Source organism: Streptomyces nogalater (assembly GCF_039532885.1).
Taxonomy (GTDB): Bacteria; Actinomycetota; Actinomycetes; order Streptomycetales; family Streptomycetaceae; genus Streptomyces; species Streptomyces nogalater.
Window position 1 is genome coordinate 139,009 of record NZ_BAAASM010000075.1, and the last position, 23,242, is coordinate 162,250.

Consider the following 23,242-nt stretch of genomic DNA (forward strand, 5'->3'; position numbering starts at 1 on the left):
CCTGCCGAACTCTGACCGGAATTGACGGCATGCGACCGGCCCGCACGGACTCCTTATGAGCATGGAGACCACCGTCGCACAGCTCGTCCACGCCCGCCTCGTCGCCGCCGGGGACCGTGAGGTCCCGGTGCCCGCCACGCTCCGCTACACGGCGGACGACCCGCTCGCGGTGTACCTGGACTTCCCCGCCGAGGCCGCCCTGCACGGCGAGGAGGTCACCTGGACCTTCGCGCGCTCCCTGCTCGACGAGGGGCTCGGGGCCCCGGCCGGGCGGGGGGACGTGCGGATATGGCCCTACGGCCGCACCCGGACCGTCCTGGAACTCCACTCGCCGCACGGCATGGCCGTACTGCTCTTCCCGGCCTCGGCGCTGCGCTGCTTCCTGGGGCGCACGTACGAGGTGGTGGCGAGCGGCGAGGAGGACGTGACGGCGGTGGTGGAACGGGGGCTGAGCGCGCTGTTCGGGGGCGTGTGAGCCGGCCCCGCCGCGGGCCCCTGGCGGGGCCGGGCGGAGCGTCAGCCGCCGGGCCGGGCGTACAGCGCCGGGCGCGGGGCCGGTGCGACGGCCACCCGGGCGCCGGTCTCCAGGGACCGTACGCCCGCCTCGGCGACCACGGACGCCGCGTACCCGTCCCAGGCGCCGGGGCCGGTGACCTCACCGCGCCGGGTGGCGTCGACCCAGGCCTGCACCTCCCGGTCGTAGGCGTCGGCGAAGCGGACGAGATAGTCCCGCGCCACCTCCTCGCGGGCCCCCTCCCGGGTGGTGACCACCATGGTGTGCGCCTCGCCGATCCGCGCGCTGCCCGCCTCGCACACCGCCTCGCACCGCACCTGGTAGCCGAAACCGCAGTTGACGAAGACCTCGACGTCCACCAAGGCCCCCGACTCGGTCTCGAACAGCACGAACTGCGGGTCGGACAGACCTTCGGGCGCACCCGAGGACGGCGTGGGCCGCAGCACGGTGACCGCCGTCAGCTCCTGCCCGAGCAGCCAGCGGGCCGCGTCGATCTCGTGCGACACCGAGCTGTTGATCAGCATGGCGCTGGTGAAGCCGTCGGGCGAGGAGACGTTGCGGTGGGTGCAGTGCAGCATCAGGGGCCGGCCCAGACCGCCGCCGTCCAGCAGCGCCTTCAGCCGCCGGTATTCGGTGTCGTAGCGGCGCATGAAGCCGATCTGCGCCAACCGCCGGCCGAGCGCGGCCTCGGCCTCCACGACCCGCAGGGCGCCGGTGGAGTCCGGCACCATGGGCTTCTCGCACAGCACCGGCAGCCGGCGGGCGAAGGCGGCGAGCAGGGCCTCCTCGTGCGCGGGTCCCGGGGAAGCGATCAGGACCGCCGCCACGCCGGGCGCGTCGAGAGCGGCCAGCGGGTCGGTGTGCACGGTGACCCCGGCCACGCCGGCCACCGCCGCCTCGGCCCGGGCGGGATCGGGATCGGCGACGGCCGCGACCCTGGCGCCGCTCACCACCCGATCGAGGCGCCGTATGTGGTCCGCTCCCATGTGTCCGGCACCCAGTACCGCCACACCCAGCAGCTCACCCATACGCGCGCCCCCTTACGCCGACGATCACGCCGTAGCGTACGTGGGGAGCGGGCCGCAGCGTAGGCGGGCAGCGGGCAGCAGCGTACGCCGGGACCCGGGCGCGCCGGCGCGGGAGTGGCCCGGTGTCGCCGCGGCACCCCGGCTCACCGGCCGCCGGACGCCGGCCCGGTTACCGCCTGCTCCGCGTGCCGCGCCCCGCCGGGTCAGTACCGCAGCACCCCGGCGATGCCGTTCGCGCCGCCCAGCGTGCCGTCCGGGACGAAGCGCACGTCGGCCCCGGTCTCCAGGCACCGCTCGACGATCTCGTCCACGATGTCGTCGCGCGCGTCCAGGTCCCCGGGCCCGGCCGGTTCCAGGTGGTCGCCCATCTCGCGGACGGTCGTACGGTAGTCCTCCTCCACGGCGAGCAGCCGGACGCGGCCGTCCCGGGCGCTCTGCCACAGCTCGTCCACCCCGGCCGCGTAGGCCCGGCGCCCGCGCGCCGAGGTGAGCTCCCGCACGACGGACGCGGCGTTCTTGCGGGACTCCTCCTCCAGGACCGGCCGGATGGCCTGCCACACCGCCTCCGGACCGGCGTGGGCGAGCCCGCCCCGCGGCACCGGCACGGCGCACCGCGCGACGCTGCCGGCCTCCTCCATCAGCGACAGCGCGGCCTGCTCTCCGGTGATGTACAGCGGCCGGGGAGCCTCGCGCAGGACCCTGCTCATGGCGGTGTCCGCCGCGCGCAGGAACCGGCGCGTGTCCTCGTCGCGGAAGGTGCTCGGCTGGTCGCCGATCCGCATCAGCCGCTCGGCGTCGAAGTTCTCCCGGGCGCGCGTCAGCGGGAAACCGCCCCAGTGCTCCTCGACGACCCGGCCGGCGCCGCCGTTCCACAGCGTGACGCGGTCGGCGGAGAGCGACAGCACCCAGAAGGGCCGCTCGGCGGTATGGGCGGACACCAGGTTGCGGGTCAGGAAGGTGTCCGCCAGCACCACCCGCTCGGGCACGGGCCGGGCCAGGGACCACACCTGGTGCTCACCCGGCGCGGCGAAGATCACCAGACCGTCCTCGGGATGGGTCAGATCGACCTCGGCCAGGGCCCGGTCGAGCTGTGCCTCGACGTCGGCACGGCGCTCGCGGGTGACGGCGGGGTCGGACTCCAGACGCCGGCGCGCCTCGGTCAGCGCGTTGCGCAGCCGGACCTGGTCCTGGCCGTTCCCGCGTTGTCGGCGGTGCGTCGGGGTCAGCACGGAGACCGCCGGATAGGGGCGCGGGCGGCGCAGTTCGGCAAGGGTCGCGGGACTCAGTGCGTGCTCCATGACAGCACGATAGGGCGGAATCACCATTACGGCATTCGGGGTAATCCGGGCCTTTGTCGGCCCCTCCGGTGCGACTGTGACCCGACCTCCGGGGTCTGCCGGCGAGGTTTCTGATCGCGAAGACGTAACACGCCGTTTACTTGAGGAAGTTTTTGCCTGTGGCCGGTTCCTGTCGGCTGGCGTGCGACAACGTGGGGATCCACGGATTTTGCTGAGGCAAAACGCGGCCGAAACCGTGGTCCGGATACCCGTCCCGTGTTTCCGGCGCGTTGACTCGGCCGGACGTCTGACGGACGCTCGATATAGATGCTCGATACAACTGGTTTGCCCGGCCGGCCTTCCGTTCCCGAGGAAAGCGCAGGTGAGCGGAGGTCCGTCGGCGGCCGGAGGCAGGAGGTAGCGCATGTGCGGCATCACCGGATGGGTCTCCTTCGACCGTGATCTGACCACCGAGGCCGCCGCCTTGGACGCGATGACCGAGACGATGGCCTGCCGGGGCCCGGACGACCGCGGCGTCTGGAGCGAGGGGCCCGCCGCCCTGGGGCACCGCCGGCTAGCCATCATCGACCTGCCCGGCGGCCGTCAGCCGATGTCCGTGCCCACTCCCGAGGGCACCGTGGCCATGGTCTACTCCGGCGAGGCGTACAACTTCACCGAGCTGCGCCGGGAACTCACCGACCGTGGCCACCGGTTCACCACCGACTCCGACACCGAGGTGGTGCTGCACGGCTATCTGGAGTGGGGCGACGCGGTCGCCGAACGGCTCAACGGCATGTACGCGTTCGCCGTCTGGGACGGCCGGCACGACAAGCTGGTGATGATCCGCGACCGCATGGGCATCAAGCCCTTCTACTACTACCGGACCCCCGACGGCGTCCTGTTCGGCTCCGAGCCCAAGGCGATCCTCGCCAACCCGCTGGCCCGGCCCCGTGTCACCCTGGACGGCCTGCGCGAGCTGTTCGTCATGATCAAGACCCCGGGACACGCCGTCTGGGACGGCATGGCCGAGGTGGAACCCGGCACCGTCGTCACCGTCGACCGCTCCGGCCTGTCCACCCGCGTGTACTGGCGCCTGGAGACCCGCCCGCACACCGACGACCGTGACACCACGATCGCCACCGTGCGCTCGCTCCTCGACGACATCGTCCGCCGCCAGCTGGTCTCCGACGTGCCGCGCTGCACCCTGCTCTCCGGCGGCCTCGACTCCTCGGCCATGACCGCGCTCGCCGCCCGGCAGCTCGCCGCCCACGGCGAGAAGGTGCGCAGCTTCGCCGTCGACTTCGCCGGACAGGCCGACAACTTCGTGGCCGACGAACTGCGCGGCACGCCCGACACACCCTTCGTGCACGACGTGGCCCGGCTCGCCGGCACCGCGCACCAGGACATCGTGCTCGACTCCGACGCCCTCTCCGACCCCGGTGTGCGCGAGCGGGTGATCCGGGCCCGCGACCTGCCGTCCGGTCTCGGCGACTTGGACAGTTCGCTGCTGCTGCTCTTCCGCGCGATCCGGGAGCAGTCCACGGTGGCCCTGTCCGGAGAGTCCGCCGACGAGGTCTTCGGCGGCTATCTGCAGTTCTTCGACGAGGAGGCGCGGCACGCCGACACCTTCCCGTGGCTGGCCACCATGAACCGCCACTTCGGCGAGGACGCCGATGTGGTGCGTGCCGATATAGCCAAGGCCCTGGACCTCGAAGGCTATGTGGCCGACGGCTACCACACCGCCGTCGCCGGCATCGACCGGCTGGACGGCGAGAGCGACTTCGAGTACCGCATGCGGCGGATGAGCCACCTGCACCTGACCCGCTTCGTACGCATGCTGCTCGACCGCAAGGACCGCATGAGCATGGCCGTCGGCCTGGAGGTCCGGGTGCCGTTCTGCGACCACCGGCTGGTCGAGTACGTCTACAACACGCCCTGGGCCCTGAAGTCCTTCGACGGCCGGGAGAAGAGCCTGCTCCGGGAGGCGACGGCGGACCTCCTGCCCAAGTCCGTGTACGACCGGGTGAAGAGCCCGTACCCCTCCACCCAGGACCCCGGATACGCCCGCGCGCTCCAGGAGCAGACCAAGGAGTTGCTGGCCAGGCCCTCCCACCCCGTGTTCGACCTGCTCGACCGGGACCGGGTGCGGGCGGCGTCCGAACGCGACACACCGGTCAGCACCCAGGCGGCCCGGCGCGGTCTGGAACGCACCCTGGACCTCGCCGGGTGGCTGGACCTGTACGCGCCGGAGCTGGTGCTCGGCTGAGCCGGTGCCCGGTCCCGGCGGAACCGGGCCGGATGCTCAGCCGAGCCCGATGATCCGGTCCGCGGCCCGCGCCGTCGGCTGCCACCAGGTGGTCACCGGCTCCCAGACGAGCACCTGCCGACCGGTGCCGAGCCGTCCGGGACCGAAGGTCCGGCCCCAGTGCGCGGTCGACGCCGCCACCGTGACCGAGTCCGCCCGGCGGGCCTCGGGGTCCGCCGGGTCGCCGATGGTCCGCACGGCGGCGTAGACGGTGCCGCCCGCCGCGAGCCGGTAACCGCCGGTGCCGCCCTCGGGCACCGGCAGCGCGGCCCCGTCCAGGCCGCCGAAGGTCACCGTGGGCACGCGGTCGACGACACAGGCGCGGGCGGTGCGGTTGGTGACGCTGACCCGCAGCACGGTCCGGTGGCCGGTGACGGCCTTCGCCCGCAGCGTCAGCGCGCGCTCGGCGCAGTGGGCGGCCCGCTCGTGGCCGGCGGCGGCCTGGCTCTGCGGCGCGGTCAGCAGCAGGGCGGCCGCGGCGGCCGAGACGGCGGCGGGTACGGCTGTGGCGGCGCGGATGCGCATGGGGTGTCCCCCTGTCGTGGTCGGGAGCGGGACGCTTCGCCCGGCTCGCGGAACGGGACGACGGCCCCGGGCCGGACGCCGTGGCGAACGGCGGCCGGAGCCCGCCTGCCCTGTGTGACGGCCGGCGCGGCCGGGAGGTTGCCCCGGCCCGCGGCCATCACCCGGTCGTGTCATGTCCGGCGGCGGACGCGCGGGCCGTCAGCCGGTACCCTCCGGGCCGGCGACCGCGGGGGCGTCCGCCGGGCAGGAGCCGCCGCCGGCGGGCAGCGTGCCGTAGAGCAGGAAGTCGTTGACCTTGTGGTGCACGCACATGGAGGAGGAGTACCCGGTGTGGCCCTCGCCCTTGTTGTCCAGCACCACCGCCGAGGGGCCCAGCCGACGGGCGGTCTCCACGGTCCACCGGTACGGCGTCGCCGGGTCCCCGCGCGTGCCCACGAGCAGCATCTTCGCCGTGTGCACGTTCTTCACCCGCTCGCGGATGAAGTCGGTGCCCTGGGGCCGGCCGTAGCACAGCGGCAGCTGGGTGAGCCGGTAGGGGCCGAAGACCGGTGAGGCGTGGTCGTAGGCGGCCCGCAGCGTTGTCATCTGCTCGGTGAGCCGCGCCGCGCCGGGCCGGTCGGGGTCGTCCGCGCAGTTGATCGCCATCAGCGCGGCCGGCAGGTTGTCCGCCGGGACGTCGACGGGGTCCACCAGCCCGCCGCCCGTGCGGCGGTGGGCGGGGGGCGGTGCGGTGCGGTCCGTGCGGTGAAGGTCGCGGGGCGGGGCCGCGCGGTCCGTGGCGTAACGGTCGTGGGGCAGGCCGATGCCGCCCGTGGCGAAGGCCATGAGCCGACGGGTGTCGCCGTCCTCCACCAGGGAGGCCAGCGCGCGTTCCAGCGTCGGCCACGCCCGCTTGCCGTACAGGCCCTGCGCGAGGGCGCCCACCAGGTCCTGGCCGGTGAACGAGCCGCCGAAGTCCGACGGCACCGGGTCCCGGTCGAGCGAGCGCACCAGCCGGAGGACCTCCTCCCCGGCCCGGCGCCGGTCCTGCCCGAACGGACAGCCGACATCCGTCGTACACCAGTCCAGGAAGTCGTCCAGTGCCCGCTGCTGCCCCTCGGCGCCCGCCAGACCCTGTTCGGCCGGTGACTCGGTCAGCGTGTCCACGCCGTCCAGGGCGATCCGGCCGACCCGGTCCGGGAACTGCGTGGCGTACACCGCTCCTAGCCGGGAGCCGTAGGAGAAACCGAGGTAGTTGAGCTTCCTGTCGCCGAGCGCCTGGCGGATGACGTCCAGGTCGCGCGAGGCGTTCACGGTGCCGATGTGGGGCAGCACCGGGCCGGAGTTGCGGGCGCACTCCTCGGCCACCTGCCGCAACTGCCGCAACAGTGCCTGGGGTTGGCCGGTCGCCGTGTCCCGCTTGGGCACCGCCGGGACCGCGAAGCCCCCCTCGCCGCAGCTGACGGGGGAGGAGCGGCCGACGCCGCGCGGATCGAAGGTGACCACGTCGTAGCCGTTGGTGAGCTCCATGAACTGTTCGCCCTCGGCGGCCAGTCCGGGGATGCCGGCGCCGCCCGGGCCGCCGAAGTTCAGCACCACCGAACCGCGTGACGGCCCCGTGGCGCGGTAGCGGGCCAGCGCCACGTCGAGGGTGCCGGCGTCCGGCCGCGCGTAGTCGAGCGGGACGGTGACCTTCGCGCACTCAAGGTCCTCGGGCATGTCCGGGCCCGGGCAGCCGACCCAGACGGGCCGCTGCTGGTAGAAGCGGGTCAGGTCGGGCTGCGGCCGGTCGGCGGCCGCCGCGGGCAGCCCGGCTCCCAGCAGCGCCAGGGCGAGCACCGAGGCGCCCGCGCAGCGCCGCGCGAAGGACCGTGGGGACAGCATGGCCAGCATCGATCGCCTCCCGGGGCGCGCCCGCCACGGACCGGGGACGGCGCCCTCGGATCACCATAAGCGGCCCCCTTCCGGCCCGCCTCCCGGCGAGCGGGACGGCACCCGGCGTCGTATCCTGCGCACCCTCCGTGCCGCTTCGTGCGCATTCGACGGCTTTACGCGAGGTTCGATATCGGCGCCGCTCGATGGGGTGAAAGCCGGATAAGCCATAACTCGGGCGGTTCACGGGCGGTTTAGGTGGTGCGGGTGAGTGCCCGCGCGATGTCTGGAAGGCAGGGAACCTATGAGACGGGCTACCCGAAACGGTGTGTTCGCCGTCGCCGCCGCGTCCGGTGCGATGGCCGTGGCGCTCCCGGTGTCCGCCGCCTTCGCGGCCGACGGGGCCGGTGCCCGGGGCACGGCGGCCGGCTCGCCCGGACTGGTCTCCGGCAACGGCATGCAGCTCCCGATCGACGTACCGGTGAACGTCTGCGGCGATACGGTCGACATCGTGGGGCTGCTCAACCCGGCCGCGGGCGACGCCTGCGCGAACACCGGCAAGACGCGGGCCGACGGCGCGGGGCGGGGTGGGGCGCAGTCCGGCGGGGCGTCCGCCCACGGCGGCACCGCGGACTCGCCCGGCGTGGTCTCGGGCAACGGCATCCAGCTCCCCGTGGACCTGCCGGTGAACATCACCGGCACCAGCGTCGACCTGGTCGGCGTGGGCAACCCGGTGTTCGGCGACCAGTCGGTCGACGGCCCCTGCGACACCCCCCGCCCGGCCCCGCACACCACCGCCCGGCACACCCCGCCCCCGAAGCCCCGGGCCCCGAAGCCGCAGCCCCCGACCCGGCCCCACCCCGCCCCGCACGCCCCCGGCACGACCGTGACCACACTGGCCCACACCGGAGCGGACGCCACCGCCCCCGCCGCGGCCGGCAGTGCCGCGCTCGTCGTCGCGGGCGCCATCCTCTACCGCCGCTTCCGCCCGGCGCGCCGCCCCTGACCCACGGCGCCCCACCGCGCCCCGGCGCGGATCGGCCCGGGACACCCGGGGCGCGGCTACGACTCCGGCCCCCGCGTCGGCCCCTCGCGCCGATCCGCCCCGTGCAGATCCGCCCCCGTGCCGGGACCCCCTTCCCCGGCATCCGGGGCGCGGCTCCGGCTCCGGGACCCCGCCCGGCGTCGGCACCCCAGGCCGATCCCCCCGCACCGGTACTCCCCGTGCCGAAACCCCACCCCGCCCCCCCGGCTCCCGTGTCCGCGTCGCCTCTCGTGCCGGCGGTGTTGCTGCCCGTGCCGGCGGCCCGGCGTCGCCATGACGGTGACCGCGAGCCGGACGGGCACGTACCCCATGGCGGCGGGGCCCGTTCCAGGCGGCCACCCCGGTGTGCGTCGGCCGATCTCCCCGTGGCGCGGCTTTCGTTGATCCGGAAGGATGCTGCGGGCGGCGGGCCGAAGGCCGTGCCGTACGACAGCCCGACCCCGACGGAAACGGAGCGCACCGATGACCTCTGCGGCCCCCCAGGACCTCGTCGTCACCCAGGCCACCCTCGCCGACTGGCCGGTGATCAGCGGGTGGGCGGCGGCGGAGGGCTGGAACCCCGGACTGTCCGACGGCCCCGCCTTCTTCGCCCAGGACCCCGAGGGGTTCTTCCTCGGCCGGATCGACGGGGAGCCGGTCTCCGCCGTCTCCGTGGTCAACCACGGGGACGACTACTCCTTCCTCGGCTGCTACCTGGTCCGCCCCGGCCTGCGCGGCCGGGGGCACGGCCTCACCACCTGGAAGACCGCGCTGGCACACGCCGGGAACCGGACGATCGGCCTGGACGGGGTCGTCGCCCAGCAGGACAACTACCGCCAGTCCGGATTCCGGCTCGCCCACCGCACCATCCGGTTCACCGGCCCCGCCCCCGAGGCCGAGCCGCCCGCCGGCGTCCGCCCGGCCGGCCCCGCCGACCTCGCCGCGATCACCGCCTACGACAGCGCCTGCCACCCCGCCGACCGCCCCCGGTTCCTCGCCGAATGGCTCACCACCCCCGGCCACCGCGCCGTCGTCCGCGACAACGGCGGGCGCCTGACCGGCTACGGCGTGATCCGCCCCGGCCAGGACACCCTGCGCATCGGCCCCCTCTTCGCGGACACCGCCGTCGACGCCCGGGCCCTGTTCGCCGCCCTCACCGCCGACGTGGCCGGGCGCGAGGTCGCGATCGACGTGCCCGAGCCGAACGCGGCGGGCGTCGCCCTCGCCGAACAGGCGGGGCTGCGGCCCTCGTTCGAGACCGCCCGCATGTACACCGGCCCGGTGCGCGCGTACGCCCGGGAACGGGTGTTCGGCGTCACCACGCTCGAACTCGGCTGACCCTCAGCCGAGTCGGGGCCGCCCGGCGTGGAAGCGGCGGTGCAGCTCCCGTACCTCGTCGGCCAGCTCCGGCACCGGACCCGCCACGGCCACCCCGGGCGCGATGTCCCGCACCGGCAGGGTCCGCACGGGCGGGGCGGGCACCCCCAACTCGGCCAGGATCCCCGACAGTTGGACGGATGAGACGATGTACACGATCCGGCCGAGCCCGACCCAGGCATGCGCCGCCGCGCACATCGGGCAGTGCTCGCCGGAGGTGTAGACGGTCGCCGCCGCCCGCTCCTCGGGGGTCAGATGCGCGGCCGACCAGCGGGCCAGCTCGAACTCGGGATGCCGGGTGCGGTCCCCGCCCGCCACCCGGTTGTGGTCCTCCGCCAGTACGGTCCCGTCCCCGGCCACGAGGACCGACCCGAACGGCTCGTCACCGGCGTCCAGCGCCTCTTCGGCCAGTTCCACACAGCGGCGCAGATAGCGCAGCTCACCGTCCCGGACCATTGGCTCACCTCCGTACGTCATGATCTCCGGCCGGGCAGGTTACGGCCACCGCGCCCGCCCCGGCCACCGGCTTTGCCTCAGGGGCAACGGTGTGCCGCCCCGGCCGGGAAGGCGCACCGGCGCCCCCGATGTGCCCCGCCCGAGCGCCGACGGCACCGGCGCGCCCGCGCCCGACGCGGCCGGCGTCAGGCCGCCGGTGAGTGCACCGGCCGCGAGCGAACCGCACGTGGACACCGCCGAGACCGCCACCGGCACGGCCTACGACACTCTCAAGGTCCAGTTGCCGAACGGCTCCGGGAGACGTCGTTCGTCGTGGACGACACCGCGCTCGACGTGAGCTGAACGGGGAGAGCGGGGACGGGCCGCCGTGCTGACCCCGCCCCCGCTCCCGTCAGGCCGCCGGGACCGTCGTCTCCGGTGTGTTCCAGCCGGCGATGCGCACGCTCGGTGCCGAGCCGCGCAGGTCGGCCGTCCGGTAGCTGGCGGTCAGTGTCACCGACTCGCCCGGCCACAGGCTCACCTGGTTGTCCGACCAGCGCACCGGCAGCACCGGCCTGCCCGCCGCGCCCACCACGTCGACGTCCGTCAGCAGCGCCGGGGTCGTCCCGCGCCCGTTGTGGCGCAGGGTCACCGTCGTGGTCGACACACCTCCCGACACGCGGGTGACCGCCGTCGCCGCCACCGGCACCCGGGCCATCGAGGCCAGCCCGGTCAGGTCGGCGTACTCCGTCACCGGGGTGTAGTACCAGGTGGTGTCGCTCCAGTCGAGGGTGTCGGGTTTGGTGGAGAGCCAGTACACGTTCCGGCTCACCTCCCTGCCGTCCGCGTCCGTCAGCACCAGCCGCAGCAGCCGGGTGCCCGCCGGCCCATCCACCGGGGCGGGCAGCGTGAGCGCGGTGGCATGCGCGCCGCCGCCGTTCACCGACACCCCGTCGGCGTTCTCGTCGTACCTGCGTGTGCCGTCGGGGTCGAACAGCGTGGCCCGCGCGGTGAGGCCCCGGGCCGGAGCGGTCCGGTCGTTCACCACCACGATGGAGCGGTCGTCGTAGGAGTACTGCACGTGCAGCGGTTCGTTGGCCTTCTTCGCGCCGAAGTAGGCGCCGTTCTGGTCGAGGTAACGGTCCGCCAGCTGCCAATGAAGGGAGGTCCAGCCGCTGTTGAACATCCAGTGCACGACACCGGTGGCGGGCCGGTCGGCGTCGGTCGCGTTGCGCCGGTACGCCTCGAACTGGGCGCGCACGGTCTCGTACTGGGCCAGCTGGGCCTTGCGCACATAGTCGGCGAGGCCGGTCGGGGCGCCGTAGCGGCCGGTGAGCGCCTCGTCGTAGATCTTGAGCGTGCCGAAGGTGGCGGACGGCGAACGGTGGTACTGCCGGGCGTCCGGATCCTTCCAGAGGGTGTCCAGTTCGGCCGGTGTCATCATCCGGCGCAGGGTGTCCAGGGTGGGGATGCTCGGGCCCGCGCTGGTCTCGGAGTTGAAGCCGGTGGCTCCGCCCTCCCGCTTGGCGTACCAGTAGCCGGGCGGCACCCAGTCGTAGGGGCCCGTCATCTTCATGCCCGACTCGCCGAGCCGCGGGGAGGACTTGTCGGCCGCGGCGGGGACCACGGGGACGGGCCAGTCGGCCGCCTTCAGGGCGTCCAGGTAGCCCTTCTCGATGGTGGCGTCCGGTGCGGCGTCGCTGCCGATCAGGAACGACAGCACGCTCGGATGGTCGCGCAGCCGGGCGGCCTCTGCGGCCATGGACGCCCGCGCCACGGCGTGGTCCGTGTCGGACCACGGCTCGCCGGACCCGTTGGGGTTGACGGCACCCTCCCACTTGTCACAGCACTCCCAGCCCGGCAGGGTGAGCACGCCGTAGCGGTCGGCGAGGTCGAAGAACTCGTCCGGCTCCAGGTGGCCTTCCAGACGGAGGGTGTTCAGGCCCAGGTCGAGCGCGTACTTCACGAGGTCCTCGGTATAGGCGCGGTCCCAGCGCAGGAACTCGTCCGAGGACCAGCCGGCGCCCTTGACCAGCAGGGGGCGGCCGTTGACGCGGTACTGGCGGTCGCCGTCGGCGTTCAGCGGGGCCCGCACGTCCCGGATGCCGAAGGTCTCGTGCGCGGTGTCCGACGGGGTGCCGGCCACGGCGGCGGTGAGATCGAGGTCGTACAGCGGCTGCCCGCCCATCCCGGCCGGCCACCACACCCTGGGGCGGGTGAGGTGCAGGCCGGGGACGTCGGCGGGGGAGAAGGAGAGCGTCTTCGCCTCGTGCGCGCCGAGCATGACCGTCCGGGCGAACCGGATGCCGCCGACACTGCCGGTGACCTCCGTGGTGACCGTGGAGCCCGTGTCGTTGCGGACCTGGGCCCTGACCGTCAGGTCGGCGGTGGCGAGCGAGGGCACCGCCAGCTTCGTGACCACGTGCGCGTCGCGCAGCGCGACCGGGCCGCCCCGGCGGACCACGACGTCCCGGACCAGGCCCATGTTCCGGTCGGGCGGCGGCTGGAGCCAGTCGAGCCAGCCCATGGTCAGGTCCCGGTTCGGGTCGTTCGGCCGCACCCGGAAGGCGACCGTGTTCGTGCCCGGCCTGACCAGCGAGGTGATGTCCAGTTCATGGCGGGTGTAGGCGCCGGCGACCCGCGAGGCCGGTGCGACCAGCCGGCCGTTCACATAGACGTCGGCCGCCGAGACGATGCCGCTGAAGTCCAGGAAGGTGCGCCGCGCGGTGTCCTCGACCGTGAAGTCCGAGCGGTACCACCACGGCACCTCGAAGTCGGCCCGTGGGATCTGCCGCTGGTTGGTGGAGCGGAACGGGTCGGGGTACACGCCGTTCGCCAGCAGCGCCGCCAGCACGGTGGAGCGGGGGCCGGCCGGGTACCAGTTCCGCGCCGGATAGCCGGGGGAGGACACGGCCGCCGCCGAGTCGCCTACCTTGGCCGCGGACTGGATGACATAGCCGGACAGCGGGGTGCTGGTGCCCGCGGCGGCGGGGACGGGGGTGATCCGGTCCGGCAGGCGGGGTTCGGTCGTCTCCCCGCGGCCGGCCCAGGCACCGGTGGTCAGGGCGCCGCCCAGGGCGAGCAGCGCCGCGACGGCCAGGGGGAGCCGGCGGGTGGGGCGAGGGAACACGGCGGTCTCCAGCCTCGTAAAGTTAGGAAACTTTACTAACCTGGGTCACGCTAGGTCGCGCCCCGGACACTGTCAACGAGCCTCGCGGAGACCGGCACAGGACGCCGCCTGCTTGGGCAGGATCGTTTCGCCGCCGTGGATCTGACGGCGGGTCAGTCGCCGCCGGGTGCGTCGGATGCCCGCCGTGTCAGGAGTCCCCATTGTCCGGTAGCCCGCCACCCACGGGTGGTTTCGTCCGCCGTGTCGGCCTGTTCCAGGCCACGGCGATCAATATGAGCCAGATGTGCGGCATCGGCCCGTTCGTGACCATCCCGCTGATGGTCGCCGCGTTCGGCGGCCCGCAGGCGGTCACCGGGTTCCTCGCGGGCGCGGTCCTGGCCCTGTGCGACGGGCTCGTCTGGGCCGAACTGGGCGCCGCGCTGCCCGGCTCCGGCGGCAGCTACGTCTATCTGCGCCAGGCCTTCCGGCACCGCACCGGACGTCTGATGCCGTTCCTGTTCGTGTGGACGGCGATGCTGTTCATCCCGCTGATCATGTCCACGGGGGTGGTCGGCTTCGTCCAGTACCTCGGCTATCTCGCCCCCGGCCTCGGACGGACGGCCGGCGACCTGACCGGCCTCGGCGTCATCGCCCTGGTGGTGCTCCTGCTCTGGCGCGGCATCGAACACATCGCCCGGATCACGGCCGTCATGTGGACCGTGATGATCGCCTCCGTGCTGCTGGTGATCACCGCCGCCGCCACTCACTTCAGCCCACACATGGCCTTCACCTACCCGGAGGGCGCGTTCAATGTGTTGAGCAACCACTACTGGCCCGGTTTCGCCGCGGGTCTGACCATCGGCATCTACGACTACCTCGGCTACAACACCACCGCCTACATGGGCGCCGAGATCAAGAACCCCGGCCGGACCCTCCCGCGTTCCGTGCTCTTCTCGATCCTCGGCATCATGGCGATCTACCTGCTGCTCCAGATCGGCACGCTCGGCGTGGTCGACTGGCACCGGATGACCGACCCGCACGACATCGCCTCCACCTCGGTGGCCTCCGCGGTGCTGGAGGACACCTGGGGCAGGACGGCGGCGGACACGGTGACCGTGCTGATCCTCGTCACCGCGTTCGCCTCCGTCTTCACCGGCCTGCTCGGCGGCTCCCGGGTGCCCTACGACGCCGCCCGCGACCGGGTCTTCTTCCGGGCGTACGGCAAGCTGCACCCCCGGCACCGGTTCCCGGTGCCGGGCCTGGCCACCATGGGCGTGATCACCGCCGTCGGCTTCCTGGTCGGCCGCCACACCGACCTGGCCACCCTGATCCAGCTGCTCACCACGGTGATGGTGATCGTGCAGGCGCTGGCCCAGATCGTCGCGCTGACGGTCCTGCGCCGACGCCGGCCGGACCTGCCCCGCCCCTACCGGATGTGGCTGTACCCGCTGCCGAGCCTCCTCGCCTTCACCGGCTGGTGCGTGATCTACGGCTATGCCGACCACAACTCCCCGGGCCGCCACCCCGTCGAGTGGTCCCTGGCCTGGCTGGCCCTGGGCTGCGTGGCCTTCCTGGGGTGGGCGCGGCACGAGAGGGTCTGGCCGTTCGGCCCGAAGGAGACCGGCGAGGACATCGGAGAGACCCGCAACGCCCTTGAGATGAGCTAGAGTTACGGGCACCTCCCCGGCCGGACCGCGATCCGCCGGGGACGCTCTCGTTCATGACCGAGAACACCACCGAGCAGACGACCGCGGACCTCGCCGTCCGCCCCGCGACCCCCGACGACCGGCCCGCCGTGGAACGGCTGTGGCTGATGTTCCGCCACGACCTCTCCGAGTTCCAGGGCGCCCTGCCCGCCGCCGACGGCACCTTCCGGAGTGAGTGGGTGACGTCCGCCTTCACCGGACCCGGCTGGATACCGTACCTGCTGGCCTGCGACGACCGCCTCGCCGGTCTGGCGTTCGTCCGCGGGCTCGACGGCCCGGTGCGCATACTGAACAGTTTCTTCGTGGTGCGCGGTGCCCGGCGCCGGGGCATCGGGCTGCGGGCCGCGCGCGAGGTGCTCACCCGGCACCCCGGCCGGTGGGAGATCGCCTACCAGCAGGACAACCCGGCCGCGGCGCGCTTCTGGCCCCGGGTCGCCACGGAACTCGCCGGCGGCGCCTGGACCCGCGAGCCGCGACCGGTGCCGGGCCGGCCGGAGCTGCCGCCGGACGTGTGGATCTCCTTCACCGTGCCGGCCGGGCCCGACGCGGACCTTTGACAGCGGACGACCACCTCGCCAGCCTGGGGGGCCATGACCGAGCGACACGGCTTCGTGTACGTCACCTACATCGCGAGCACTCCCGGGAAGGTCTGGGAGGCGCTCACCGACGCCGATCTGACGGCCGCCTACTGGGGGCACCGGAACGTCTCCGACTGGCGGCCCGGTTCCCGTTGGGAGCATGTGCGCGCCGACGGCTCCGGCGTCGCCGACGTGGTCGGCCGGGTGGTGGAGAGCGAGCCGCCGGCCCGGCTGGTGACCACCTGGGCCGCGCCCGGCGAGGAGGGGCGGGAGGGCCGGCACTCCAGGGTCACCTTCGAGATCCGGCCGTACGAGGACATCGTCCGGCTGACCGTCACGCACGAGGGCCTGGCCGGCGAGGACGAGCGCGCCGCCGTCGCGTCCGGCTGGCCGGCCGTGCTGTCCAACCTCAAGTCGCTGCTGGAGACCGGCCGGCCCCTGCCGCAGGAGCCGTGGCGGGTGCCGGACCGCTGAGCCGAGACGAGGGGAGGCCGGTCCGTCCGGCGGACCGGCCTCGCTGTTCTTCTTCCTTGCCGATGTCCTCGTCTCCTTTCCTCGGTCTCCTCTTGCGTGGTCCGGGGGTCCCGCGGTCCGGGTTCCACGGCCCGGGGCTTTGGGGACCCGCGTGCCAGGGTCTGCGTCCTGCGGTCCGCGGTCTACGGCCTGGGGGTGCTCTTGGAGGCCGTCGCCGCGCACACCAGTCCGAGGACGAGGGCCAGGGCTCCGATGATGATGTTGTTGACGATGACGCCCGCGTCCGGGCGGCTGCCCACGATCCACGGGGCGATGATCATCCAGATGCCCATGGCGCACATGGCCCAGCTCAGGCCGTACATACGCTCGGGTGCCCGGGTGAATCCCAGGGCCAGCAGTCCGATCGCTGTGCCCACGATCAGATTGTGGGCGGCGAGGGCGGGCTGGCTCGCCGTGTAGTGCAGGATCCACGGGGACGCGGCACAGTACAGGCCGAGCAGGAACACCGGCCCGTCCACGAGCGCCACATCACGACCGCCGAGCATGCGGGCGTAGCGGTCCCGCATTTCGGAGACATCGGGGTGGCTCGATATGTCACCCCTGTGCAAGTTGGCCATGAGTCGTCTCCTTTGGCTTCGCAGGCCAGACCGGGTCTGGTCCGGCGCATGGCGAGTGCGCCTTATGAACCATTTTGCCCTTACTTCATCCTTATGTGTAGAGGGTGGGCGGGGTTCGGTGGAACGTCCTCGCGGTGGCATGTCCTCGCCGATCGGGGGCAGGCGGATCAGTACAAGCCGTACATTCCGTAGCGTGTCCCGTTCGGGCCGGTGCAGCAGGAGGTGGCCGCCGTCATGAGTGCGAGGGTGCTGGAGCGCTTTCCCGCCGGGGCTCCGCGTGGATCGTGGCCCGCGGAGGAGTACGCCGCCGCCCGACGTGCCGAGGGTGAACCGGCGACCGTGGTGATGGATCTGAAGTCGGACGCCTTCCTCGTGGTGGTCGAAGGGCAGGAGGGGGACGGCGGTTCCTGAGGGCCGGCCGTCCGCACCCGGCCGCCGCGCGGGCCGCGCGCGGCGGCCGTGGCGCGCCTGGGTCCGGGATGCGCCTGGGTCCGCGATACGAGAACGGCCGGGATCTCCTTGACTGTTCTCGCAGGCTGCTGCCACGATCGATGGCATGACCATGCGACTGGATCTCACGCGGCGACGCCATGTCGATCTCGCACGCGTCTCCAGCGCCTCCTGTCGCGCCGCGGCCTGATCCGCCGCCGCTTCCTTCTCCTCCGGGTCTCCGGGCACCCCTGAACCCCCTGTCCGCTCCCACCGGACACGGCGTGCCCGACGTCCCGTCGAGCTGTTGTCGCACCAGGAGCTTTGCGCGCCCGGCCCGGCTCGGCAGGCGCTGCTCCCGACCGCCTTCTCCCCGGGCGCCCGACGCGCGTACGGCCGTCCGGCGCACCCCAGAAACGAGACACCCATGGCCACCGTCCTGTCCGTCTCCGGCAGCCCCTCCGCCTCCTCACGCACCGGCCTCCTGCTGCGCCACCTGGACCAGCGGCTCATCGCCCAGGGCCACGAGGTGATCCCGCTCGATGTCCGCACCATCCCGGCCGAGGCCCTGCTCGGCGCGGACTTCCGGCACCCCGCCATCGTCGAGGCCGCCGCGCTGTTCGCCCGCGCCGACGGCGTCGTGGTGGGCACGCCCGTCTACAAGGCGTCGTACTCCGGTGTCCTCAAGGCGCTCCTGGACCTGCTCCCGCAGTACGCGCTCACCGGCAAGACCGTGCTCCCGCTGGCCACCGGCGGCTCCACCGCACATGTCCTCGCCATCGACTACGCCCTGCGGCCGGTGCTGAACTCCATGGGTGCCGCGCACATAGTCCAGGGCTGGTTCACCCTCGACAAGGACATCACCGTGCGGGAGGACGGCTCCCTGACCGTCGCACCGGCCACCGCGGAGGCCCTGGGGCACGTGGTGGACCAGTTCGCCGCCGCCCTGGGCCGCACGCCGGTACTGGCGGCGGCGACCGCGAGCTGAGCGGCCCCCGCGGCCGGCCCCACCGCGGCCGGCGCGCCGCCGTGTTCCTCCCGCCGGCGACGCGTCGACACCCCCGGCCCCAGCGCGCGGGCGCGCGACCCAACCACCCCACGGACACAAGCGATCGGAGACCCCGTGTCCCTCACCTTCCACTGGTTCCTGCCCACCAACGGCGACAGCCGTGATGTCGTCGGCGGCGGCCACGGCTCCCCGGCGACCGCGTCCGGCAGGGACCGGCCCCCGACGGTCGCCTACCTGAGCCAGATCGCCCGCGCGGCCGAGGAGTTGGGCTTCGTGGCCGCGCTCACCCCGACCGGCGCCTGGTGCGAGGACGCGTGGCTGACGACCGCCATGGTCAGCCAGCACTCCGAACGGCTGAAGTTCCTCGTCGCCTTCCGGCCCGGCTTCGTCTCGCCGACGCTCGCCGCGCAGATGGCGACCACGTTCCAGCGCCAGACCGGGGGACGGCTGCTGCTCAACGTCGTCACCGGCGGGGAGAGCAGGGAGCAGCGGGCCTACGGCGATTTCCTCGACAAGGACGCCAGGTACCGCCGTACCGGCGAATTCCTGCATGTCGTACGGGAGTTGTGGGAGGGCAAGAGCGTCGACCTGCACGGGGAACACCTGCGGGTCGAGGAGGCGCGGCTCAGCCGGCTGCCCGATCCGGTGCCCGAGGTGTACTTCGGCGGCTCCTCCCCGGCCGCCGGCGAGGTCGCGGCCCGGTACGCCGACGTGTACCTCACCTGGGGGGAGCCGCCCGCGCAGGTCGCCGAGAAGATCGCCTGGATCCGCCGACTGGCCGCCGCGCACGGCCGTGCCCCGCGCTTCGGGATCCGGCTGCACGTCATCACCCGGGACACGGCGGCGCAGGCCTGGGCGGAGGCGGACCGGCTGCTCGACGGCTTCGACCCGGAGACCGTACGGGCCGTGCAGGAGGGGCTCGCCCGCAGCGAGTCGGAGGGGCAGCGGCGCATGCTCGCGCTGCACGGCGGCAGCCGGGACGGCCTGGAGATCCACCCCAACCTGTGGGCCGGTATCGGGCTGGTGCGGGGCGGCGCGGGGACGGCGCTGGTCGGCAGCCACGACGAGGTGGCCGAGCGGATCAAGGAGTACCACGCCCTCGGCGTCGACGAGTTCGTCCTCTCCGGCTACCCGCACCTGGAGGAGGCGTACTGGTTCGGCGAGGGAGTACTGCCCCGGCTCGCCGCACAGGGGCTGTGGACCCACCCGGGCGGGCCGGCGTCGGCCGCCGCCGGGGAGGTACCGGTCGCGCTCTGACCGGCCGGGCGCCTTCCCGGGGGAGAGGCGCGGGGCGGAGCGGGGCGTGCGCGTTTCCCGGGTGTCCGTGCGCGGGAGCCGGGGGCGGTGCGGGGTGCGCGCCGTTCTCAGGTGCTCGGTTCCCCGGCCTGCGCCGGCGCACCGGCCAGGGCCCGCAGATGCGCCTCGCGTGTCTCGGCGGTCTGGCCCTGGACCAGCAGGAACAGCCCCTCCCGGGCGAGGCGCTGGGCGCGGCTCGTCAGGGCCATCGCGCGGCCGCCGCCGGCCACCACCGCCGTCGTGGTGGCCGTACGCAGCAGCTCGTAGGCCTCCGCACGCACCGCCAGCCGTTCCCCCGCCCACGCGTCCACCGCCCCCGGCCGCGCCCCCGTCCCCGCTTCCGGCGCCGGCGACTCCGCCGCGGCCCCGCTCCCGCGCGTCCCCGTGGCCGGCCGCCCCGTCCAGCCCTGCGGCGGCGGGGCGTCCGCCAGTTCGTACGCCCTGTGGCGGATCCCGGCGAGGCGGGCACGGAGCGGGGCGGCCGTGTCCGCGTCCAGCAGGGCGAGCGCGGCCTGCGTCACGCCGAAGACCGCCGGACCGGTGTGCAGCGTCCTGACCCGGTCTCCGGCGGCCCAGCGGTCGTACGGCGTGCGCAGGGCCACCGCCTCCTCGGGCAGCCACAGGCCGTCCAGCTCCAGGGACACCGTGCGCGCGGCGGTGAGGGCGGCCAGCCGCATCGGCTCCGAGGCCCGCAGGCCCGGCTGCTCGCGGGCCTCGGTGAAGGCGAACAGCACCTCGGCGGAGTCGGTGACCCCGGCCAGCAGCATCACGTCGTTCAGGCCCCAGCCGGTGTACCAGGGCACCGTCCCGTCGAACCGCCAGCCGCCGCGCTCGGGCCGGACCCGCACCGGGCGGCGCGGATACGACCGCAGATGCGCGTACGCCACCCCGGCCAGCAGCTGCCCGCGGGACAACGGGCCCAACAGCCGCTCCCGTACGGGGTGTTCGCCGCGCACGAGGGTCTGCACCGGCGTGTGGTGCTGGGTCTGCACGAACCAGGTCGCACCGCACGCCCCGGCCAGGATCTCCGCGACCTCCCGCGCCACGGAGGGCGGCGCCCCCGCGCCCCCGTGGTCCGCCGGCGCGGCCACCCCGAGCAGGCCGGACCGCTTCACCGCCTCGATATGCCCCGCAGGCACCCCCTCCTGGTCGACCCGTTCGGCCTCGGGGACGAGCAGGTCGGCGGCGAGGCGGCGGGCGCGGACGACGAGGGGATGCGCGGTGAGGTCCATGCGGGAGATTCTTCCGGGCCTCCGGGCGGTTCTCCGCGAGCCCGGCGGGCGGTGCCGGTGCGATGTGCCGGCGTGCGTGGCGGATCCACGTGACCCTGGTCACAGGGGAGGCCCCGCCGGAATGAACTTGAGGACATGAAAGGTTGCTAAATGCATCCGACTGTCCGTACGTGACCATCCGAGGCACCGTGAACCACTCCCTGCCCGAGCAGCCCGCCGACATCGTGGCCCGGCTGCGCGCCACCTTCGCCACCGGCCGTACGAAGTCCGTCGACTGGCGTACCGACCAGCTGCGCCGGATGCGCGCCCTGCTCACGGAGCGCGGCGCCGACCTCGCCGCCGCCCTCCACGCCGACCTGGGCAAGAGCGGCACCGAGGCCTATCGCACCGAGATCGACTTCACCGTCCGCGAGATCGACCACACGCTGGAGCACCTGACGGACTGGCTGAGCCCCGAGCCCGCGTCCGTCCCGCCGCACCTGGGTGCCGACGCCACGGCCTGGACGCAGTACGACCCGCTCGGCGTCGTCCTCGTCATCGCGCCCTGGAACTATCCGGCGCAGCTCCTGCTCGCGCCCATGGTCGGCGCGCTGGCCTCCGGCAACGCGGTCGTGGCCAAGCCGAGCGAGCTGGCCCCGGCCACCTCCGCCGCGCTGGCCGAGCTGATCCCGGCCTACCTGGACCGGGACGCGGTCGCGGTCGTCGAGGGCGGTGTCCCGGAGACCACGGCCCTGCTGGCCGAGCGCTTCGACCACATCTTCTACACCGGAAACGGCACCGTCGGCCGTATCGTCATGCGCGCCGCCGCCGAGCACCTCACCCCGGTCACCCTCGAACTGGGCGGCAAGTCCCCGGTGTTCGTGGACCGCGGCACCGACCTGGAGGCGGTCGCGGACCGGCTCGCCCGCGGCAAGTTCCTCAACGCGGGCCAGACCTGCGTCGCCCCCGACTACGTCCTGACCGACCCGGACACCGCACCGGCCCTGGAGGCCGCGCTGGTCCGCGCGGTCGAGAAGCTGTTCGGTGCCGACCCGGCGCGCTCGCCGGAGTACGGCCGGATAGTCAACGAGCGGCACTTCGACCGGCTGTCCGGCCTGCTCGGCTCCGGCCGGGTCGCCGTCGGCGGCGTCGGCGACCGGGCGACGAAGTACCTCGCGCCGACCGTCCTCGCCGACGTGGACCCCGACTCGCCCGTCATGCGGGAGGAGATCTTCGGTCCGATCCTGCCGATCGTCACCGTGTCCGGCCTGGACGAGGCCATCGGCTTCATCAACGACCGCGACAAGCCGCTTGCCCTGTACGTCTTCAGCGAGTCGGACGAGACCCGGGCGCGCATCGCCGCCGAGACGTCCTCGGGCGGCCTCGGGTACGGCCTGCCCGTCGCCCATCTCACCGTCTCCGACCTGCCGTTCGGCGGGGTGGGGGAGAGCGGCATGGGCAACTACCACGGCCGCTACTCCATCGAGACGTTCAGCCACCGCAAGGCCGTCCTGGCGAAGCCGCTGAGCTGACCGCCCGTGTAAGTCCCTCGGGCCCGGCCGCGCACACGGCCGGGCCCGACTCGCGCGTGCCGCGGGGAAGTTCACCCGTCCGGTCGCGCGTGATCGAATGGTCTAAACCCTTGACTGGTACATACCAAAGCGGTTGAGTGTGCCCAACCCCCACCACGGCCGCTCCCCGCTCCGACGGGTGCGGCCGCGCCGTACAAAGGAGTTGGTCCGTGTCGAAACACCGCCTCGCCGCACTCCTGGCCTCGCTCGCGATCGGCGGCTCCGCCCTGGCCTTCCAGGCGTCCCCGGCCTCCGCCGCCGGCTTCGTGGTGAGCGAGTCGCAGTTCAACCAGATGTTCCCGAACCGCAATTCCTTCTACACCTACAGCGGTCTGACCGCCGCGCTCGGCGCCTACCCGGCCTTCGCCAACACCGGCAGCGACACCGTGAAGAAACAGGAGGCCGCCGCCTTCCTCGCCAACGTCAGCCACGAGACGGGCGGACTGGTGTACATCGTCGAGCAGAACACCGCCAACTACCCACACTACTGCGACCAGAGCCGCCCCTACGGCTGCCCCGCGGGCCAGGCGGCGTACTACGGGCGCGGCCCCATCCAGCTGTCCTGGAACTTCAACTACAAGGCCGCCGGCGACGCGCTCGGCATCGACCTGCTCAACAACCCCAACCTGGTGCAGAACAACGCGTCCGTCGCCTGGAAGACCGGCCTGTGGTACTGGAACACACAGTCCGGGCCCGGCACCATGACCCCGCACAACGCCATGGTGAACGGCGCCGGCTTCGGTCAGACCATCCGCAGCATCAACGGCTCGCTGGAGTGCGACGGCAAGAACCCCGCGCAGGTGCAGAGCCGGGTCTCCGCCTACCAGCGCTTCGCCCGGATCCTCGGCGTCTCGCCGGGCGCCAATCTGTACTGCTGACGCTCCACCGGGTGCCGCGTGCGAGACT

General features: G+C 73.4%; 20 protein-coding genes and 1 pseudogene. 13 read left to right on the forward strand and 8 right to left on the reverse strand.

What is annotated here, in order from left to right:
- The first annotated feature begins 61 nt into the window (after nt 1-61).
- Complete coding sequence (locus tag ABD350_RS36725; RefSeq protein ID WP_344353727.1) at nt 62-475, forward strand: SsgA family sporulation/cell division regulator; 414 nt, start codon at nt 62-64, stop codon at nt 473-475.
- A 41-nt stretch (nt 476-516) separates the two neighbouring features.
- Here the strand turns inward: ABD350_RS36725 and ABD350_RS36730 are convergent, their stop codons facing one another.
- Nucleotides 517-1,542, reverse strand: a complete 1,026-nt coding sequence (locus tag ABD350_RS36730; RefSeq protein WP_344353585.1) for a Gfo/Idh/MocA family protein — start codon at nt 1,540-1,542, stop codon at nt 517-519.
- Nucleotides 1,543-1,745: 203 nt separating this feature from the next.
- Nucleotides 1,746-2,840, reverse strand: a complete 1,095-nt coding sequence (locus ABD350_RS36735) for a baeRF3 domain-containing protein (protein ID WP_344353587.1) — start codon at nt 2,838-2,840, stop codon at nt 1,746-1,748.
- Between the two features lie 403 nt (nt 2,841-3,243).
- On the opposite strand from ABD350_RS36735, the gene asnB reads away from it, so the two are divergent.
- Complete coding sequence (gene asnB / locus ABD350_RS36740; RefSeq protein WP_344353589.1) at nt 3,244-5,085, forward strand: asparagine synthase (glutamine-hydrolyzing); 1,842 nt, start codon at nt 3,244-3,246, stop codon at nt 5,083-5,085.
- A gap of 36 nt (nt 5,086-5,121) precedes the next feature.
- Here the strand turns inward: asnB and ABD350_RS36745 are convergent, their stop codons facing one another.
- Nucleotides 5,122-5,649: a DUF4232 domain-containing protein gene (locus ABD350_RS36745; RefSeq protein ID WP_344353591.1), complete on the reverse strand. Its 528-nt coding sequence runs from the start codon at nt 5,647-5,649 to the stop codon at nt 5,122-5,124.
- Between the two features lie 198 nt (nt 5,650-5,847).
- Nucleotides 5,848-7,521, reverse strand: a complete 1,674-nt coding sequence (locus tag ABD350_RS36750) for an alpha/beta hydrolase (protein WP_344353592.1) — start codon at nt 7,519-7,521, stop codon at nt 5,848-5,850.
- 307 nt (nt 7,522-7,828) lie between these two features.
- Here ABD350_RS36750 and ABD350_RS36755 point away from each other — a divergent pair, with 307 nt between their 5' ends.
- Both ABD350_RS36755 and ABD350_RS36760 read left to right on the forward strand, forming a co-directional pair.
- Entirely contained in the window at nt 7,829-8,506 is a 678-nt protein-coding gene (locus ABD350_RS36755) for a chaplin (protein ID WP_344353594.1), read from the forward strand.
- Nucleotides 8,507-9,007: 501 nt separating this feature from the next.
- The gene (locus ABD350_RS36760) at nt 9,008-9,862 is read left to right on the forward strand and encodes a GNAT family N-acetyltransferase (protein WP_344353595.1); all 855 of its coding nucleotides are present in this window, start codon (nt 9,008-9,010) and stop codon (nt 9,860-9,862) included.
- Between the two features lie 3 nt (nt 9,863-9,865).
- Here ABD350_RS36760 and ABD350_RS36765 read toward each other — a convergent pair whose 3' ends face one another.
- On the reverse strand, nt 9,866-10,357 hold the full coding sequence (locus ABD350_RS36765) for a nucleoside deaminase (RefSeq protein WP_344353597.1): 492 nt from the start codon (nt 10,355-10,357) through the stop codon (nt 9,866-9,868).
- A 391-nt stretch (nt 10,358-10,748) separates the two neighbouring features.
- The gene (locus ABD350_RS36770) at nt 10,749-13,466 is read right to left on the reverse strand and encodes a glycoside hydrolase family 2 protein (RefSeq protein WP_344353599.1); all 2,718 of its coding nucleotides are present in this window, start codon (nt 13,464-13,466) and stop codon (nt 10,749-10,751) included.
- 200 nt (nt 13,467-13,666) lie between these two features.
- Between ABD350_RS36770 and ABD350_RS36775 the strand changes: the two genes are divergently transcribed.
- The 3 genes and pseudogenes from ABD350_RS36775 to ABD350_RS36785 all read left to right on the forward strand — a co-directional run.
- Nucleotides 13,667-15,112 (forward strand): APC family permease, encoded by a 1,446-nt coding sequence (locus ABD350_RS36775; RefSeq protein WP_344353600.1) that lies wholly within the window; start codon nt 13,667-13,669, stop codon nt 15,110-15,112.
- Nucleotides 15,113-15,165: 53 nt separating this feature from the next.
- The gene (locus ABD350_RS36780; protein WP_344353602.1) at nt 15,166-15,708 is read left to right on the forward strand and encodes a GNAT family N-acetyltransferase; all 543 of its coding nucleotides are present in this window, start codon (nt 15,166-15,168) and stop codon (nt 15,706-15,708) included.
- Between the two features lie 48 nt (nt 15,709-15,756).
- Nucleotides 15,757-16,203, forward strand: a pseudogene (locus ABD350_RS36785) (SRPBCC family protein); the annotation flags it as partial.
- Between the two features lie 182 nt (nt 16,204-16,385).
- On the opposite strand, the gene ABD350_RS36790 reads toward ABD350_RS36785, so the two are convergent.
- On the reverse strand, nt 16,386-16,820 hold the full coding sequence (locus tag ABD350_RS36790) for an SPW repeat protein (RefSeq protein ID WP_344353603.1): 435 nt from the start codon (nt 16,818-16,820) through the stop codon (nt 16,386-16,388).
- Between the two features lie 234 nt (nt 16,821-17,054).
- On the opposite strand from ABD350_RS36790, the gene ABD350_RS36795 reads away from it, so the two are divergent.
- The 4 genes from ABD350_RS36795 to ABD350_RS36805 all read left to right on the forward strand — a co-directional run bounded on the left by ABD350_RS36795 (nt 17,055) and on the right by ABD350_RS36805 (nt 19,515).
- Complete coding sequence (locus ABD350_RS36795) at nt 17,055-17,231, forward strand: hypothetical protein (RefSeq protein WP_344353605.1); 177 nt, start codon at nt 17,055-17,057, stop codon at nt 17,229-17,231.
- 151 nt (nt 17,232-17,382) lie between these two features.
- Nucleotides 17,383-17,460, forward strand: coding sequence for a putative leader peptide (locus tag ABD350_RS38120; protein WP_351405193.1), 78 nt, complete (start codon nt 17,383-17,385; stop codon nt 17,458-17,460).
- A 216-nt stretch (nt 17,461-17,676) separates the two neighbouring features.
- Nucleotides 17,677-18,237 carry an NADPH-dependent FMN reductase gene (gene ssuE, locus ABD350_RS36800; protein WP_344353607.1) on the forward strand — a complete coding sequence of 187 codons (561 nt, stop codon included), beginning with the start codon at nt 17,677-17,679 and terminating at the stop codon, nt 18,235-18,237.
- 135 nt (nt 18,238-18,372) lie between these two features.
- Nucleotides 18,373-19,515 (forward strand): LLM class flavin-dependent oxidoreductase, encoded by a 1,143-nt coding sequence (locus tag ABD350_RS36805; RefSeq protein ID WP_344353609.1) that lies wholly within the window; start codon nt 18,373-18,375, stop codon nt 19,513-19,515.
- A 107-nt stretch (nt 19,516-19,622) separates the two neighbouring features.
- Here ABD350_RS36805 and ABD350_RS36810 read toward each other — a convergent pair whose 3' ends face one another.
- Nucleotides 19,623-20,786, reverse strand: a complete 1,164-nt coding sequence (locus ABD350_RS36810; RefSeq protein WP_344353610.1) for an acyl-CoA dehydrogenase family protein — start codon at nt 20,784-20,786, stop codon at nt 19,623-19,625.
- 188 nt (nt 20,787-20,974) lie between these two features.
- Here ABD350_RS36810 and ABD350_RS36815 point away from each other — a divergent pair, with 188 nt between their 5' ends.
- Complete coding sequence (locus ABD350_RS36815; RefSeq protein WP_344353729.1) at nt 20,975-22,297, forward strand: aldehyde dehydrogenase family protein; 1,323 nt, start codon at nt 20,975-20,977, stop codon at nt 22,295-22,297.
- Between the two features lie 209 nt (nt 22,298-22,506).
- Nucleotides 22,507-23,214: a chitinase gene (locus tag ABD350_RS36820; protein WP_382466673.1), complete on the forward strand. Its 708-nt coding sequence runs from the start codon at nt 22,507-22,509 to the stop codon at nt 23,212-23,214.
- Nucleotides 23,215-23,242 lie beyond the last annotated feature (28 nt).

Bases quoted from the DNA above. Each gene is read 5' to 3' on its own strand.
- ABD350_RS36790 (WP_344353603.1), bottom strand. From the start codon at position 16,820: ATGGCCAACTTGCACAGGGGTGACATATCGAGCCACCCCGATGTCTCC.
- ABD350_RS36750 (WP_344353592.1), bottom strand. From the start codon at position 7,521: ATGCTGGCCATGCTGTCCCCACGGTCCTTCGCGCGGCGCTGCGCGGGC.
- ABD350_RS36765 (WP_344353597.1), bottom strand. From the start codon at position 10,357: ATGGTCCGGGACGGTGAGCTGCGCTATCTGCGCCGCTGTGTGGAACTG.
- ABD350_RS36725 (WP_344353727.1), top strand. From the start codon at position 62: ATGGAGACCACCGTCGCACAGCTCGTCCACGCCCGCCTCGTCGCCGCC.
- ABD350_RS36810 (WP_344353610.1), bottom strand. From the start codon at position 20,786: ATGGACCTCACCGCGCATCCCCTCGTCGTCCGCGCCCGCCGCCTCGCC.
- ABD350_RS36795 (WP_344353605.1), top strand. From the start codon at position 17,055: ATGAGTGCGAGGGTGCTGGAGCGCTTTCCCGCCGGGGCTCCGCGTGGA.
- ABD350_RS36760 (WP_344353595.1), top strand. From the start codon at position 9,008: ATGACCTCTGCGGCCCCCCAGGACCTCGTCGTCACCCAGGCCACCCTC.
- ABD350_RS38120 (WP_351405193.1), top strand. From the start codon at position 17,383: ATGCGACTGGATCTCACGCGGCGACGCCATGTCGATCTCGCACGCGTC.
- ABD350_RS36780 (WP_344353602.1), top strand. From the start codon at position 15,166: ATGACCGAGAACACCACCGAGCAGACGACCGCGGACCTCGCCGTCCGC.
- ssuE (WP_344353607.1), top strand. From the start codon at position 17,677: ATGGCCACCGTCCTGTCCGTCTCCGGCAGCCCCTCCGCCTCCTCACGC.
- ABD350_RS36745 (WP_344353591.1), bottom strand. From the start codon at position 5,649: ATGCGCATCCGCGCCGCCACAGCCGTACCCGCCGCCGTCTCGGCCGCC.
- ABD350_RS36730 (WP_344353585.1), bottom strand. From the start codon at position 1,542: ATGGGTGAGCTGCTGGGTGTGGCGGTACTGGGTGCCGGACACATGGGA.
- ABD350_RS36735 (WP_344353587.1), bottom strand. From the start codon at position 2,840: ATGGAGCACGCACTGAGTCCCGCGACCCTTGCCGAACTGCGCCGCCCG.
- asnB (WP_344353589.1), top strand. From the start codon at position 3,244: ATGTGCGGCATCACCGGATGGGTCTCCTTCGACCGTGATCTGACCACC.